This window comes from Campylobacter sp. JMF_08 NE1 (genome assembly GCF_027737875.1).
Classification (GTDB): domain Bacteria; phylum Campylobacterota; class Campylobacteria; order Campylobacterales; family Campylobacteraceae; genus Campylobacter_B.
Map to the genome: position 1 here is coordinate 1 of NZ_JAOVUC010000007.1, position 14824 is coordinate 14824.

The following is a 14824-nucleotide window of genomic DNA, read 5'->3' on the forward strand; positions in this document are numbered from 1 at the left end:
AGTTTTTGACAATAATAAATAAAATAACACGCATTGGAAAATAACAGAAGTTAGATTTCAAAAACGGAAAGTGGATTATATTCAAGGGTTGCTTAAAAATAGATTAAAACTAGAAAAAATTTTTGAAATTTTAAAATTTAATCTTTAATCAAAATTTTATTTTCTGCCCGTTTTACGACGCGACCCACGATAGTGGCACTTTCGTATCCTGCATTTTTTAAATTTCGCACCGCCCTAGTGACATCTTTTTCACTTATAGCAAGCAAAAGCCCGCCACTAGTTTGTGCATCGGCTAAAATCACTTGCGCTTCTTTATCGCAAAACGGAGCGATAAATTTCAAATTTCTATAACTTCCGCCAGGGATCAGCCCCTCATCTAGGCACTTTTGCACGCTTGCAAAAAGTGGAATTTCGCACACGGAAATTTCAAAGCTAATATTTTCATTTATCATTTCTAGCGCGTGTCCTAAAAGCCCAAAGCCCGTGATATCGGTCGCAGCGTGTATTTCTAGCCCACTAAGCGCACCCAGAGCGTATGAATTTAGCCTAATCATACTCTCGATTGCATCGCGAAATTCAGCGAATTTTAAAAATTTCGCCTTTATCGCCGTCGAAATTACACCAGTGCCAATAGATTTTGTCAGCACGAGCAAATCCCCTTCACGCGCAGTGTTATTCGACCAAAATTTCCCCGGCTCAACCACGCCAGTAGCGCTTAATCCATAATAAATTTCTTTCGTTTTTATCGTGTGCCCGCCCACTAGCACGCCACCGCACTCGCTGATTTTGCTCTTGCCCCCAGCTAAAATTTCTTGCAAAATTTCATCACCAAAATGGCAATCATCAAATCCAACGATATTTAGAGCGTTTATCGCTTTTGCGCCCATTGCGAAGATGTCGCTAAGCGAATTTGCCGCGGCGATTTGGCCGAAAATGTATGGATCATCGACAATCGGCGTGATGAAATCGAGCGTCTGCACGAGCGCCAAGCTCTCGCTTATGCGAAATACACTCGCGTCCTCGTTGCTATCGATCGACGATAATAAATTTGCATCGGGCGTGATTAAGCTTCCAAGATTTTTCGTTAGACCCGCCGGGTCCAGCTTGGCTGCTCAACCCGCTGCGCTGATAAATTTCGTAAGGTTAAAATCACGATAAATCATAGTTTTATAGCTTCGTATTTTGATAAAATTTCCATAATCTCATAAGCGTTTGAAATTTCGCCAATAGCTAACTTATCGACTAATTTATAGCTTTCCAAACAGCTTCCGCAGCTTAGTATTTCCACGCCCGCCTCGCTTAAATTTTTTAACGCTTCAAAGCTTGGGTGAGCGCGATTCGTGGTGATAAATACGGCGTTATTTACGCAAATGATTTTGGCTGGTTTTTGCTCTAAATTTAATAACGCACCCAAAAATTTAGCCAAAAGCGCCTTGCCGACTGCGCCAGAACCGCAACTTTCTTCGTTTAAAAACACCACCTTTGGCTTAGCGAAATTTGGCGTATCGCAAAAAATATCGTCCAAACTCTCATCTTTTAGCTCATCGGTTTTGGTAAGCGAAATCGTGGCTTCACCGCCATTTTCGCTGATTTGCGCGTCAAATCCGTTTTTTTGCAAAAATCGTTTTATGTTTTCTTTGGGCGCGATATCATTAACCAAAATTTCCAAATTTTCGCCGATTTTTAGCGAATTTATGGCTTTTTTGGTAAGCAAAAGTGGCTCGGGGCACGATAAATTTCGACAATCTAGTTGCAAATTAAATCCTTAAAAAAATATCTTTGACACGCAAAGCTAGCGAGGAAAAATCCTCGCTTAAATTTTATAAACGAGGATATTTTTCCTCAAACTGCGATTTCGCCACGCTTCCTTTATCCAAAAGCTCGCGATACCAGTAGTGATGAAGCACATAAACTTCCTCTTCTGGTTTGTGTCCATCTATCATAGAGTGAATCGCTCCGCTGATCGCAAACACAGCCATATAAATATGCACGCACAAAAACACAGCACAAACTGCACCAAGCACATTATGCACGATTACACTCGCACGCAAAACTTCGATTTGGCTCACGCCACCCATTGCGCCATTTATAACAGGGGCATTAAAATCCAGAAAATACATAGCTGCGCCAGTAGCTATCATAACCATACCACCAAGTGTAGCGACCCAAAACCACGATTTTTGTCCAGCGTTAAATTTGCCAGCAGGGATTGTGCGTTTGTTTTTGCTCAAATATCCACCTACAATAAGCATCCATTTGATATCATAAAATCTAGGAAGCATACGCCAAAACCATGATAAAAACATCGGAATTACAGCAATTGCAAAAGCTATGGTAGCAATACCATGAGCGTTTTTACATAGCCTCACAAAAGTTCCACCACCAAAACTCTCACCAAACATCATAATCAGTCCAGTTGGAACCAAAATCACCCACGAACTAGCCGCGACGAAGTGAAAACATCGCTCAAAAAGGGTAAATGCAAGCACAGGCTTGCCAGCGTGGTGGTCGAAGTGTTTCGCCCCCACAATCAAATAATGTCCCAAAAACGAGAGTATCACCGCAAGGCTAGCCCCCAAGGCCAACCACGCAAAAAATCCTGAACTTTGAAGTTGCACAAAAAGTGGCGCTAGTCCGTCTTCGTATAAATTTATGTTTTCTAGTCGGGCTTTCCCCCACACATTATTCCCACTAGTTTGCACAACCTGTGCATATGGTCGGTCCTCGGCATACGCGCCCAAACAGGCGCAAAGCACACAAAAGAACTTCTTCATATATTTCCTTGACACAAAAATTTATGGATTATAGCGTTTTAAGCCAAATTATGGCTTAGAAAATTTTATTAGTTTCTTCGCCTAAATTCCTCATAACCAAACTCTATCATATCCTCGACATTTCCGCTCTCATCTACCATTACCAAATTTGGCAATTTTATGCCATTAAAGGTCGTGTTTTTGACTATCGTGTAGTGGATTTGATCTTCGAAAATCACCCTATCGCCGATTTTAAGCGGGGTGTCAAATTTATACTCTGGCTCACCTGCTTCCAAGCCTACAATATCGCCAGCTAGGCAGGTATTTCCACCGAAACGATAGACAAATTTACCCTCTTTGCTCTCGCCACGCACCGTAGGGCGATATGGCATAAGCACGGTATCTGGCATGTGTGCCTCAGCCGAAGTGTCTAAAATCGCGATGTTTGCGTCGTTTTCGACGATATCAAGCACACTAGCGACTAGATATCCGCACTCCCAACCCACAGCCTCGCCCGGCTCTAAAAACACCTCCACGCCGTATTTTTCGCGGAATTTTTTGATTAAGCTAATTAGCAATTCGACATTATATCCCTCGCGCGTGATATGGTGTCCGCCACCGAAATTTAGCCATTTAATCACACCAAAATATTTGCTAAATTTCGCCTCAAACGCCTCTAAAACACGCTCTAAATTCTCCGCACCCTCCTCGCAAAGTGCATGAAAATGAAACCCACTAATGCCCTCTAAAAACCCGCTCTCCTCGCTAATAGCGCGCTCTAACGCCCCTAGCGTCATACCAAGGCGGCTAAATTTACCGCACGGATTGTAAGCATCTTTGGGCGCAAAAGAAGTTTGCGGATTTAGGCGAAGTCCGCATTGCACGCCAGCGCTCATCGCCTGCGCGCGGTATTTTCGCCACTGGGAGGCGCTATTGAAAACCACATGATCGCTAAGGGATAAAATTTCAGCCATATCGCACTCTTTAAAAGCTGGCGAGTATGTATGCACCTGCGCGCCCGCTCCAAGCATTTGCCTAGCGAATTTCGCCTCGTGCAGGCCACTACAAGTCGCCCCAGATAGATATTTTTTCACTAGTGGCATACCAAGAGAAAATGCAAAGCCTTTTAATGCACACAAAACCACCGCCCCGCTTCGCTCGCCCACGCTTTGCAAAAGGGCTAAATTTGCCCGCAATTTCGATTTTTCGCACACATACGCTGGGGTTTGAATTTCATCAATTTTCATAAAAATCCTTTTGTAAAATTTTTTAATTATATAAAATTTTATAAAATTTTGGCTAAAATCGCCGAATTTTAAATCAAAGGAAAGATATGGTAGAAGTGGAATTTTTAGGTCCAATCGGCAAAGAGCCGATGAAATTTGACGCCAAAACACTAAGCGAAGTAAAAGAGATTTTAAGCAAAGATAGCTCGCTAAAAGAGTGGCTATCTAGCTGCGCTGTGGCGGTAAATGACAAAATGGTCTATGAGCTAAATACCGCGCTTAAAGACGGCGATAAAATCAGCCTTTTGCCACCGGTTTGTGGGGGTTGAGATGAAATTTGCTGGCAATTTTTCTTTGCACGATGGTGCGCTTGATATCCCTGCGATTTCAAATTCATGGTATGAGCGTTACAAAGGCGCAAACTGCGGTGCGCTGATTACTTTCGTAGGAATTGTGCGCGATGAAGACGGTATTAGCGGACTTAGTTTTGATATATACGAGCCGATTTTGCGCTCGTGGTTTCAATCGTGGCAAACAAAGGCGCAACAATCTGGCGCGCAGGTCTTTTTCGCGCACTCAAAAGGCGATGTGAGAGTGCATGAAAGCTCATATATCGCGGGCGTGCTAAGCCCACAACGCAAGCTAGCTCTTGCTTTAATAAACGATTTTGTCGAGGATTTTAAGGCAAATGCGCCGATTTGGAAATACGATTTGATAAAAGGTGAGCGAATTTACGCTGCTTCTCGCTCGCAAAAACTACGCGGCGCAGGTATTTTGGGGTGAAATTTGCAAATTTCACTCTTTGACATAACGCAAATTTACCTACTATTGACTACACTCCAATACGCAAGCAACAAAAACAACACAAATAAAACATAAGCGAAATAATTCACACCACCTTTTTTTATCAGAATTTCATCATCTTGCATTTGCAAAAATTTCAAAAATCTATTACAAACTAAATATCTACCAAACATACCACACACCACTGATATAGCCAAGCCAATCGCTCTATCTATACTTGGATTTAAATTTGGAAAAATAATACTGCTTAAAGTTGTAAAAGCAAAAATCAATCCAGCTAACCAATAAATTTTTCTATAAAACAAAAAGAAAATCGTTCCAAAAAATCCCCACCAGCTAAAAACATTAGCAAATTCCAATTTTTCGCCCTTCCCTGCTACGAAAAAATTTTCACAATCTTTTGCATAAAGTTCTACTTTTTTTGGTGTTTGTATATACAATGCTAATTTTTCTCTGAGTAATTTTGGGTCGTTAAATACTTCTTTTGCATAATCCGTCATAAATTTCCTTTTAAAAATTTGATAAAATTTTCGCCGAATTTATAATAAATTCGGCGAGAGTGTAAGTTAAAATTTAAACACATCTTTTGCAGATGAAATTTGTTTTGCCATACCAATATCGATTTTTTGATAACCGCATTTAAAAATCGGCTCCAAAACCTCGGTAAAAAAGGCGTTTAAGCCCTCTTGGGTGATTTGCTCGTTGCTAGCATACCTTGCTAGCCCCATGAAAATACCATGTCCGATTTCGTTGCCAAAACGCGCTTCCTTGCCCATGAAATCGTTTAGCGCGTGGCACACAGCCACTGTGGCTTTGGCGTTAGCGACATGGTTGTCGTTTAAAAAGTCTTCGAGCACACCATAATCGCACTCGCATTTGATCCAGCGAAATGCTTTCGCGCTGGACGGGGAAATTTGAGTGTCATTGACATTTGCTGCGCAGATGATAAAGAGGTTTTTTGGCACGGCGAAATAGGATTTATTTTCTCTCACGATTACGCTGAATTTTTCCATTTCCGCCTCATCGAGGGTGTCGATAAAGTGCGAGTTTTTGGTGCGGATGATAGAGAGCGGGTCGTTTTCGTCGTATCTGCGCTCCAAAAGCGCAATGCTCTCGCCAAAAATTTCATCGAAATTTCCACTATCAATGGAATCAATTATCAAATAATACTCGCCTTTTGGATCTTTTAGCGCCTTTTTGCAAAGTGCCTTAAATTCGCCATTTACTAGCCTATCACCCACAAAACCATCGATAAAATCGCTATATGAGAAGCTCTCGTGGAAGCTAAGGTAGCAAAAATGGCTTGGGGTAAGCTTTTTATCCTTGATTAATGCGCGAATTCTTCTAGTTTTTCCTGAGCCAATTGCACCGAAAAATATCGTATTTTTGGCGACTTCTTCGCTTTTGTAATTTTGCAAATACTCGAAAAATAGCGAAGCATAGACCGGTTTGGCGTTATATGGAGCTTGGGCAGGGTATGGTTCGAACTCGCTCATAAATTTCGCGCTAGCCTCGTAAAAATCGGAGAAATTCTCGATTTGCATGGTGTAGAGCGAATTTAGCAAATTCACGCTTTCATTTGTGTATAAAAATGTCGGAAGCTCATCATTAGCCTGCGTGAAAATACTAGCTAGCAAGTAGAGTTTTTCCGAGCTAGCCTGCTCCAAGTCCGCGCCCACGCCCACGCCTAAATTCAGCGAACCCTCGTCGCCTAAATAATGCTCTAATAAGAAAAAATTATCCGCCTTCATCGTGGCTTTTAAAAACTCAATTACGACAAAAGGCTGATTATGCAAGCAAATATCAAAAAATTCGCTGGCTAAATTCGCGTCAATGCTGATAAATAGCCTATACATAGTGTCGTAAAAATTTATGATTTTTTGCTTAAATTCGTTTCGTTGAAGGCGTTCTTGCGTCGCCATATTGAAATTTTTGATTATATTTTCTATAAAAATGTAGAGTGAGACGACATCTTTATCCTCGCCGCTAAGCACGCTCTCGACGCTAGTGGCGGCTGTTTTTGGGAAAAGATCTTTTTTGGCTGCGATACGGTCTTTGAAAACAAAATCGTAATAAAACGCACCGATATTCGCGTCAAAAAACTGCTCCATAAAAAAATACTCAGCATGCGGAAATTTCTCGCCGAAGCTTAAAATTTTGTCGCTTCTTAAATTTCCGTCGCTGAAATTTATGTATAAATTCGACAAAAAATCGCTCTCAAAATCATCGAAACTATTTAAATTGTGCTTTAAAGTTTGCAAATGTTTTGAAATGGCTAGGTGTTTTTTGACCCAATACTGGTTTTTGCTGTGATTTTTCCAATCGCTAGCAAGCGCGGTAATTTGCTCTTTTGTAAAATCTTGCATGGACTTTTCCTTTTAAGATAAATAAAATCTCGCAAGATACCTAAATTTAAATAAATAATAAATAAAACTTATTGTATGCCCGAGATTAACGGAACAAATTCGCACGCACCCAAATTTTCTTGGCTTATCTCGCTAGGCGAAATTTTATGAAATTTAATGATATATTGCGCTCCGCCCTCACTCATGGGAGCCACCAAAATACCGCCGATTTTAAGCTGAGCGAAGAGCCTGTCGCTAATTTTGGACGCGCAGGCTGAGAGCAATATCCTATCATAAGGCGCAAACTCGCGCCAGCCCACATTGCCGTCATCATGGCGGAGATTTATGTTGCGAATACCCAAATTTGCGAAGTGTTTTTTCGCCTCGCCCACTAGCCTCTCCACGCGCTCCACGGCAAAAACCCTACGCACCATATATGCCAAAATCGCAGACTGATACCCGCTCCCGCAGCCGATTTCTAGGACATTTTCTACGCTCTCATCAATGTCAAGCGCCATACTCATTCTAGCCACAGTTAGCGGAGAGCTAATCCACTGAGACGCCAAAATCGGTTGCGCATTTAAGCTAAACGCATGCGCGCTAAATGGGGCAAACTCGCTACGAGATACGCTTTTTAATGCGTCATAAAGCGCTGGTGAAATCGCGATTTTATCAGCGATTTCCTCTGCCATTTTTTCGCAACGAAGTTTTTCTAAACTATCCAAAATTTTCTCCATTATTTTAAAATGAACTACGAATGCCGACGATTTTTTGCGGGGCGGACGAAGGGCTAGACTAAGTCGTCTGCCCGAGTTCGCAACGCAAAAAAGCTAGGCTGGGTTCAACCGCCAAACTCACTAGAAATCGTCGAAACTCAAACTTCCTTTTGAGTAATTCGTAACCTTACTTTCGAAGAAATTTGACTTTTGATCGTTAAATTTAGAGAAATCATCGACCCATTTTATCGGGTGAGAGGCGCCGTATTTTTTATCCAGCCCAATCGCCATTAGGCGTTGATCGACCAGGTAGTGTATGTATTCTTCGATGATATCGTCTGTAAAGCCCATGATTTGGTTATCTGTGATATATTTGCCCCATTTGATTTCCAAATTTCCAGCCGTTTCGAACATCTCGTAAATTTTACTGATATTTTTCTCGTGGAAAAGGTCAGGGCGCTCTTTGCGCACGGAGTTTATCATGTTTTGGAAAAGCAATAGGTGCGTGATTTCATCGCGTTGGATAAATCTAATCATCTGCGCAGATCCAAGCATCTTGCCAGCGCGTGCCAAGGCATAAATCGAAGTAAATCCGCTGTAAAAATAAATGCCCTCTAAAATTTGATTTGCAACCATGGCTAAAAGCAGTTTATCGTCCGTAACCTCGCCTGCTAATTCCTCATACACGCTCGAAATATAGGCGTTTTTCTCGCGCAAAACATCATCGTGTTTTTCCATTTCATAAATCAAATCAGTATTTTCGCAAATCGCCTCGACCATTACCGCGTAACTTTTGCTGTGATTTGCCTCTTCGTAAGCTTGGCGAGCTAGCACAGCGTTGATTTCAGGGGCTGTTATATAAGGATTTATGTTATCAGCTAGATTGTTTGTCTGGAAGCTATCCATGGAGATTAGCTGGCTCCATACCAAATCATACATGCGTTTTTCGGCGGTTGTGAGATTGAAGTTATAGTCCCTCACATCATCAGTCGTATCGACCTCTTTGGGAAACCAGGTGTTTGCCTCCATAATGTCCCAGAGTTTGAGCGCCCATTGGTATTTTGCCTTGGTGAAATTTAGTATTCCGTGCGGATTGCCGTTAAAGACCTTGCGATTAGTGAGAGTTTCGTCTGAAAAGGGGTTGTAGATTTTTTTTCTATCCATAATTTTGCCTTTTTTTGAAATTTAACTCGCAATTCTAGCAAAATACAAATTAGAAATTTCTAAGAGAGATTTTTAGAGGCGAGATTATCTTAGAGGGGTCGAAATTTTGCTTTGGCGCGCCAAGATCGCCCAAATTTTCGCCAGTATCAAGGAAATTTTGCAAAAAATACTCGCCCGTGTATCCTTGCTCGCACAAAATTTGCGCCATTTGCGAAATGTCGCTTTCGCTTAAAAGATCGCTATGCACGGTCGTGCGCACCTCAAAGGCGAAATTTATGGATAATAAAAATTTCAAAGTTTGAAGGAAATTTTCGTAGAAATTTGATTTTGTGATAAAGCTAAATTTAGCCTCATGCGCCTTAAAATCGAGCGAAATGAAATCGACTAAGCCCAAATTTACGGCGTTTTGTATGATTTGTGGATTTGAGCCGTTTGTGTCGATTTTGACCTCAAAACCCAAATTTTTCGTTTTTTGCAAAATTTGCATAAATCCCCTAGCGCAGGTGCATTCGCCCCCACTAAACACCACGGCTTCTAGCTTACCCACGCGCGAGCGCAAAAACGCAAATAGCTCATCTTCGCTAATTTTGCCCTCGCCACGCACGACGCTAGGGTTGTAGCAATACCGGCATCGCATATTACACCCCGCAAACCACACAATAGCCGAGAGCCGCTCAGGGAAATCTGTCATCGTAAATGGCGTGATATGGTAAATTTCAAAATTTTGCATAATTGTGAATTTTAAAATTTCGCCAAATTTAAACACGCTAAATTTGGCGAAATTTGACTATTTTTCTTCGAATTTTACCTTATTTTCGTCGAAAAACACTCTCTCTTTGTGTTCGCCCTTTTTGCCTACATTGAAGCTCTCCACAGGGCGCAAATACCCCATTACGCGGGTATAAACTACACATTTTGTGCGTTTTTTTTCTAACTCTTTTGGGAATTCCATTTTCTCTCCTTATTTAAATTTCAAAATTTCAAATTTCAAGCACCCTTGCTCTCATACTCCGCCATTAACTCAGCGTCGCATTTCGGGCAGTATTCGTGCTCGCCTGCGATATATCCATGTTTCGTGCAGACGCTAAATACAGGCGAAATCGTAATGTATGGGAGTTTGTAATTGCTAATGACATTTTTGATAAATTTCTTGCACGCTGTTCCTGAACTAATGCGCTCCTTCATATACAAATGAAGCACCGTGCCCCCTGTGTAGCTACTTTGTAGCTCGTCTTGCATATCCAGTGCCGCGAACGGATCGTCGCTAAAACTTGCTGGGACTTGGGTAGAGTTTGTGTAGTAGATATTTTCACCAAAGCCCGCTTGTATGATATCTGGGTAGCGTTTTTTATCCTCTTTGGCGAAGCGATATGTGGTTCCTTCCGCTGGCGTTGCTTCGAGGTTGTATAGATTTCCTGTGTTTTCTTGGAAAAGGCGAATTTTATGGCGCAAATACTCGATCAATTCTAGCGCAAATTCACGGCCAAATTTGGTCGTAATGTCCTCTTTATCATCTGTGAAATTTCTAATCATTTCGTTTGCGCCGTTAATGCCAATGGTGCTAAAATGGTTGTTAAAGCCCGGCAAATAGCGCTTGGTGTATGGATACAACCCGCGTTCGAACATCTCTTTTACAAACACACGCTTTTTCTCCAAAGTGCTTTTTGCTAACTGCAAAAGCGTTTCAAGCCTAGCGTAAAGCGCCTCTTTATCGCCTTTGTAAAGGTATCCAAGGCGGGCTAAATTTATCGTTACCACGCCGATACTTCCAGTCATCTCAGCACTGCCAAAAAGCCCGCCACCGCGCTTTAAAAGCTCTCTAAGATCTAGTTGCAGTCTGCAACACATCGAGCGAACTGCGCCTGGTTTGTAGGCTTTGGGGTTTTCGACTTTGTTGCCGTTTTCGTCCGTGATATACTGGCTTCCGACGAAATTTTGAAAATAGCTTGATCCGATTTTGGCCGTGTTTTCAAACACTGCATTTGCCGCGTCGCTGTCCCAGTCGAAATCCTGAGTGATATTTACGGTAGGAATCGGGAAGGTAAATGGCTGACCGCATTTATCGCCTGCTGTCAAAACCTCGTAAAATGCGATAACAATGCGCCTCATCTCAGGCTCAAAATCGCCATAAGTAAGCTCTATTAGGGAGTTTTTGCCACGCTCTTTTGCCCTTTGCAACAGTTCCTCATCATCGATTCCCTCAAAAAGGTGGTGTTGGTTTGAGGTAGGGATTTGCGCCTTTAAATCCTCTGGGCAGGTCATATCAATCGTAACATTTGTAAATGGGCTCTGACCCCAGCGCGCTGGGACATTTAGGTTATAAACGAAGCTTGTGATTGCCTTTTTAATCTCTTTGTCGCTTAATTTATCCTTAAAAACATAAGGGGCAAGATAGGTATCAAAGCTAGAAAACGCCTGCGCTCCCGCCCACTCGCTTTGCAAAATTCCTAAGAAATTCGCCATTTGATGAAGCGCCTCTCTAAAATGCTTCGGAGCCTTGCTCTCTACGCGACCACGCACACCGTTAAATCCCTCGTCCAAAAGCACTCTTAGGCTCCAACCAGCGCAGTATGCGGTTAGGCAGTCTAAATCATGGATATGATAATCGCCGTTTCTGTGCGCAGCGCCTTCTTCGCGCGAATACACCTTGTCTAGCCAGTAGTTTGCAATGACCTTACCGGCGGTGTTGTTGATAAGTCCTGCATTTGAATAGCTTGTGTTTGAGTTGGCTAAAATTCGCCAATCTGATTTGCCGATATATTCATTGACGGTTTGGGTACAGTTTATGTAGGTGGTATCTTCTTCTAGCCCATAGACATGCTCTCTTTGCATTTTGTGCGTGTGGCGATAGATCATAAAGCTTTTTAAAACATCGAAATTTCCGCTTTCAAACAGCTTTTTTTCTATTATGTCTTGGACATCTTCGACGCTTAGGCTATCTTTGAAAACAATCGTTTTTAGGACATTTTCGAAGACTTTTTCATCAAAATTTGCGCCCACACTCTCATAGGCTTTTTTAATAGCGTCTTTTATTTTATAATCTTTGAATTCTTGAAAACTACCATCTCTTTTAATAATTTTTATCATTAATTCCCCCTAAAAAAGAAACGCGAAAGTATAGCAAGATATAGTTAAAAATAGTTAAAAATAGTTAAAATTTATTGAATTTTGTAGTTTGAAAAACAAAGTTAAATTTAACCAAGGCTTAGTATAATTTCGGATAAAATTTATTTTTTAGGACGAATTTATGAAGGGTTTGAAATTTGCGATTTTAGCTGTTTTTATAGCTATGTTTTTGGGTGGCTGTATCGCCAAAAAGTCCCCAACTAGCGAGCAAAGTAGCAGTAGCGAGCAAAATTTAAAAAGTGCTAAAATTTCAGAAGCTACGCTTAAAAAGCTAGCGAGCGATAGCACAAAAAAACTCCTTGCTTCCAAAAAAATTTCAAAGCAAAAAAACCGCTTCGCAATCGTGGGAATTAGCGAAATTTCATGCGAAAAAAAATGCGATTTCAACACCGATTTTTTGAGAAAAAAACTCAAAGTTGGCCTGATACACTCGGGTAAAGTCGTAGTCATCGACGCGCCTAGCTCTGATGAGCTAGTTTTTAGCAACGACGGACTTAAAAAATCCAACGCCTCGCACGCAAATTCGATTTATTCGCCAGATTTCATTCTGCTTCCTAGCGTCAAATTTAGTGGCGATAAAAATGGTATTTTCGAGGTTTCACTAAAAGACGCGGAGAAAAAAAGCGAAATTTGGAGTTATAAAAACAAATTTTAATGCCAAATTTAAGCTTATTTTGGCTAAAATCACGGCTTAATTTTTTTCGAAAGGTGGTGAGGAGCGTGCCAGGAGTTAAGGTACATCCGAACGAATCATTTGATGAAGCTTACAGACGCTTCAAAAAACAGACAGATCGTAACCTTATCGTTACCGAAGTCCGTGCTAGAAAGTATTTCGAGCCTATGACCGAGATCCGCAAAAAACAAAAAATTGCGGCTCGCAAAAAAATGCTTAAAAGACTTTACACACTTCGCAGATACGAATCTCGTTTGTAATTCTCGGGCGAATTTCGCCCGAATTTCTCTCTTAAATTTTCGCTTAACCGAATTTTAAATCTTAATCAAAATTTAAATTAATTAAATTTTAAATTTGCTATAATCCCTGAATTTTTTCGCAAAAAGGAAACCATAATGAGCAAAAATAAAATTTTTTCATCTCGTTGGGCTTTTATTTTAGCCTGTGTCGGCTCGGCTGTGGGCATGGCCAATGTCTGGGGCTTCCCATATAAACTCGGCGCCAACGGCGGTGGCGCGTTTTTACTCATTTACATTTTTTTCATCGCACTTTTTGCCTATGTCGCACTCTCAGCCGAATACGCTATCGGCAGACGGGCTAAAACCGGCACTCTTGGCTCTTATGAGCTTGCGTGGAAATCACGAAATTTAGGCTTCATTGGCAAAATTTTAGGCTGGCTTCCACTAGCGGGGTCGATGTGTATCGCTATCGGATACGCCGTCATCATTGCTTATGTGCTAAAAGCCCTATTTCAGGCACTTAATGGCTCGCTAATGAGCGTGGATACATCGACTTGGTTCGGCTCGTTTGCCTTCACGCCATATTCTGTGGTGCCATTTCACTTCATCATCGTTGCTGGCACGCTTTTTAGCATATTTTTGGGCGCGAAAAGTATCGAGCGCACAAATAAAATCATGATGCCACTATTTTTCGTGCTTTTTGCCATTTTAGCGGTGCGCGTGGCACTTTTAGACGGAGCTGGGGCTGGGTATAAATTTATGTTTAGCGCGGATTGGAGCAAGCTGGGCGATGCCAATGTCTGGATCACAGCCATGGGACAAGCGCTCTTTTCGCTCTCTATCACAGGCTCAGGAATGCTCGTATATGGCGCGTATTTGCACAAAGACGAGGATATCGTCGATGCGGCGAAAAAAACCGCATTTTTCGACACAATCGCCGCTTTTGTGGCGGCCTTGGTGATGATACCTGCGCTTTTTGCGTATGGCGAGGACCAAACAGCGGGCCCTGGACTGCTTTTCGTAACACTGCCAAAAATTTTGCAAGACATGCCAGGTGGCGGAATTTTTGCGATTATTTTATTTACGGCGGTGATTTTTGGCGGAATTTCATCTTTGCAAAATATGTTCGAGGCCGTAACTGAGTCGCTTTTGCATAAATTTCCAAGCTTAAATAGGGCTTTGGTTTTGGTGATTTTGTGCGTGGTCTGCTTCGGAATCGGCGTAAATATGGAGACAATCGCACCAAGCGACACAAACCCAGCGACCACATTTTACGAAGTTCATCTACACAACTGGGGTCCATGGATGGATCTAGTATCTATCTATATAATCCCGATCGGCGCGGTTTTGGGCGCGATTTCGTGGTTTTGGATTTTGCGCAAGGACGAGCTTTTGGACGAAATCAACACAGGCTCGGCTAAAACATACTCAAACGCCTGGTATTATATCGGCAAATTTATCTATGTGCCGATCGTGCTTGTTTTGTGCGGTATCGCATTGATAAATAAAGTCGCGTTTTAGGGGCTAAATTTTACAAATTCACTACGCTCTCGCAATGAAAAATTTTGCATATTTTATCATTGCGAGAAATGCGAAGCATTTCCTTAAAAATAAAATCAGCTAAATTTAGAGCGAAGCTCTAAATTTAGCCACTTCTAAGGTTTTACAGGGGTGGGGTTGGTAAGGGGGAGGGTAGCGTCTCCTAAAAAGCGCGCCCTCCCCCTTACGGAGAATTTCAAAATTTTGCCTAAAATTTAAAAAATCGTTCAATGCTAAAT

At 41.7% G+C, this 14824-nt stretch carries 16 protein-coding genes; 5 read left to right on the forward strand and 11 right to left on the reverse strand.

Translation table 11 applies throughout. The annotated features are described in order from the left end of the window. Positions 1 to 137 precede the first annotated feature (137 nt). The 4 genes from selD to nspC all read right to left on the reverse strand — a co-directional run bounded on the left by selD (position 138) and on the right by nspC (position 4000). Entirely contained in the window at positions 138 to 1163 is a 1026-nt protein-coding gene (selD, locus tag OFN91_RS06335) for a selenide, water dikinase SelD (RefSeq protein ID WP_270873651.1), read from the reverse strand. Next, a complete protein-coding gene (yedF, locus tag OFN91_RS06340) occupies positions 1160 to 1756 on the reverse strand; it encodes a sulfurtransferase-like selenium metabolism protein YedF (RefSeq protein ID WP_270873652.1) in 597 nt (198 codons plus the stop codon). The genes selD and yedF overlap by 4 nt, the downstream gene beginning before the upstream one ends. A 64-nt stretch (positions 1757 to 1820) precedes the next feature. After that, positions 1821 to 2774, reverse strand: a complete 954-nt coding sequence (locus OFN91_RS06345) for a formate dehydrogenase subunit gamma (protein ID WP_270873653.1) — start codon at positions 2772 to 2774, stop codon at positions 1821 to 1823. 68 nt (positions 2775 to 2842) lie between these two features. Next, a complete protein-coding gene (gene nspC, locus OFN91_RS06350; protein ID WP_270873654.1) occupies positions 2843 to 4000 on the reverse strand; it encodes a carboxynorspermidine decarboxylase in 1158 nt (385 codons plus the stop codon). An 86-nt stretch (positions 4001 to 4086) separates the two neighbouring features. On the opposite strand from nspC, the gene OFN91_RS06355 reads away from it, so the two are divergent. Both OFN91_RS06355 and OFN91_RS06360 read left to right on the forward strand, forming a co-directional pair. Continuing rightward, positions 4087 to 4308, forward strand: a complete 222-nt coding sequence (locus tag OFN91_RS06355) for a MoaD/ThiS family protein (protein WP_270858133.1) — start codon at positions 4087 to 4089, stop codon at positions 4306 to 4308. Position 4309: 1 nt separating this feature from the next. Beyond that, positions 4310 to 4762 carry a molybdopterin synthase catalytic subunit gene (locus tag OFN91_RS06360; RefSeq protein WP_270873655.1) on the forward strand — a complete coding sequence of 151 codons (453 nt, stop codon included), beginning with the start codon at positions 4310 to 4312 and terminating at the stop codon, positions 4760 to 4762. Positions 4763 to 4797: 35 nt separating this feature from the next. Here OFN91_RS06360 and OFN91_RS06365 read toward each other — a convergent pair whose 3' ends face one another. The 7 genes from OFN91_RS06365 to OFN91_RS06395 form a co-directional block, all read right to left on the reverse strand. Further along, positions 4798 to 5283, reverse strand: coding sequence for a DUF2628 domain-containing protein (locus OFN91_RS06365; RefSeq protein ID WP_270873656.1), 486 nt, complete (start codon positions 5281 to 5283; stop codon positions 4798 to 4800). Between the two features lie 66 nt (positions 5284 to 5349). Beyond that, positions 5350 to 7149: a hypothetical protein gene (locus tag OFN91_RS06370; RefSeq protein WP_270873657.1), complete on the reverse strand. Its 1800-nt coding sequence runs from the start codon at positions 7147 to 7149 to the stop codon at positions 5350 to 5352. Positions 7150 to 7217: 68 nt separating this feature from the next. After that, positions 7218 to 7853: a protein-L-isoaspartate(D-aspartate) O-methyltransferase gene (locus tag OFN91_RS06375; protein ID WP_270858136.1), complete on the reverse strand. Its 636-nt coding sequence runs from the start codon at positions 7851 to 7853 to the stop codon at positions 7218 to 7220. A 132-nt stretch (positions 7854 to 7985) separates the two neighbouring features. Beyond that, a complete protein-coding gene (locus OFN91_RS06380) occupies positions 7986 to 9008 on the reverse strand; it encodes a ribonucleotide-diphosphate reductase subunit beta (RefSeq protein WP_270873658.1) in 1023 nt (340 codons plus the stop codon). 49 nt (positions 9009 to 9057) lie between these two features. After that, a complete protein-coding gene (locus OFN91_RS06385) occupies positions 9058 to 9738 on the reverse strand; it encodes an anaerobic ribonucleoside-triphosphate reductase activating protein (RefSeq protein ID WP_270873659.1) in 681 nt (226 codons plus the stop codon). 57 nt (positions 9739 to 9795) lie between these two features. After that, positions 9796 to 9960, reverse strand: a complete 165-nt coding sequence (nrdD, locus tag OFN91_RS06390; RefSeq protein WP_270858139.1) for an anaerobic ribonucleoside-triphosphate reductase — start codon at positions 9958 to 9960, stop codon at positions 9796 to 9798. Between the two features lie 35 nt (positions 9961 to 9995). Then, positions 9996 to 12095: a ribonucleoside triphosphate reductase gene (locus OFN91_RS06395; RefSeq protein WP_270862615.1), complete on the reverse strand. Its 2100-nt coding sequence runs from the start codon at positions 12093 to 12095 to the stop codon at positions 9996 to 9998. 160 nt (positions 12096 to 12255) lie between these two features. Here OFN91_RS06395 and OFN91_RS06400 point away from each other — a divergent pair, with 160 nt between their 5' ends. The 3 genes from OFN91_RS06400 (at position 12256) to OFN91_RS06410 (ending at position 14567) form a co-directional block, all read left to right on the forward strand. Further along, entirely contained in the window at positions 12256 to 12789 is a 534-nt protein-coding gene (locus OFN91_RS06400; protein WP_270873660.1) for a hypothetical protein, read from the forward strand. A gap of 65 nt (positions 12790 to 12854) precedes the next feature. Next, the gene (rpsU, locus tag OFN91_RS06405) at positions 12855 to 13067 is read left to right on the forward strand and encodes a 30S ribosomal protein S21 (RefSeq protein ID WP_270858142.1); all 213 of its coding nucleotides are present in this window, start codon (positions 12855 to 12857) and stop codon (positions 13065 to 13067) included. 135 nt (positions 13068 to 13202) lie between these two features. Continuing rightward, positions 13203 to 14567: a sodium-dependent transporter gene (locus tag OFN91_RS06410; protein WP_270873661.1), complete on the forward strand. Its 1365-nt coding sequence runs from the start codon at positions 13203 to 13205 to the stop codon at positions 14565 to 14567. Positions 14568 to 14824 lie beyond the last annotated feature (257 nt).

Coding starts and splice junctions, on each gene's coding strand:
- OFN91_RS06345 (WP_270873653.1), bottom strand. CDS start 2,774: ATGAAGAAGTTCTTTTGTGTGCTTTGCGCCTGTTTGGGCGCGTATGCC.
- nspC (WP_270873654.1), bottom strand. CDS start 4,000: ATGAAAATTGATGAAATTCAAACCCCAGCGTATGTGTGCGAAAAATCG.
- OFN91_RS06355 (WP_270858133.1), top strand. CDS start 4,087: ATGGTAGAAGTGGAATTTTTAGGTCCAATCGGCAAAGAGCCGATGAAA.
- OFN91_RS06360 (WP_270873655.1), top strand. CDS start 4,310: ATGAAATTTGCTGGCAATTTTTCTTTGCACGATGGTGCGCTTGATATC.
- OFN91_RS06365 (WP_270873656.1), bottom strand. CDS start 5,283: ATGACGGATTATGCAAAAGAAGTATTTAACGACCCAAAATTACTCAGA.
- OFN91_RS06370 (WP_270873657.1), bottom strand. CDS start 7,149: ATGCAAGATTTTACAAAAGAGCAAATTACCGCGCTTGCTAGCGATTGG.
- OFN91_RS06380 (WP_270873658.1), bottom strand. CDS start 9,008: ATGGATAGAAAAAAAATCTACAACCCCTTTTCAGACGAAACTCTCACT.
- OFN91_RS06385 (WP_270873659.1), bottom strand. CDS start 9,738: ATGCAAAATTTTGAAATTTACCATATCACGCCATTTACGATGACAGAT.
- nrdD (WP_270858139.1), bottom strand. CDS start 9,960: ATGGAATTCCCAAAAGAGTTAGAAAAAAAACGCACAAAATGTGTAGTT.
- OFN91_RS06395 (WP_270862615.1), bottom strand. CDS start 12,095: ATGATAAAAATTATTAAAAGAGATGGTAGTTTTCAAGAATTCAAAGAT.
- OFN91_RS06400 (WP_270873660.1), top strand. CDS start 12,256: ATGAAGGGTTTGAAATTTGCGATTTTAGCTGTTTTTATAGCTATGTTT.
- OFN91_RS06410 (WP_270873661.1), top strand. CDS start 13,203: ATGAGCAAAAATAAAATTTTTTCATCTCGTTGGGCTTTTATTTTAGCC.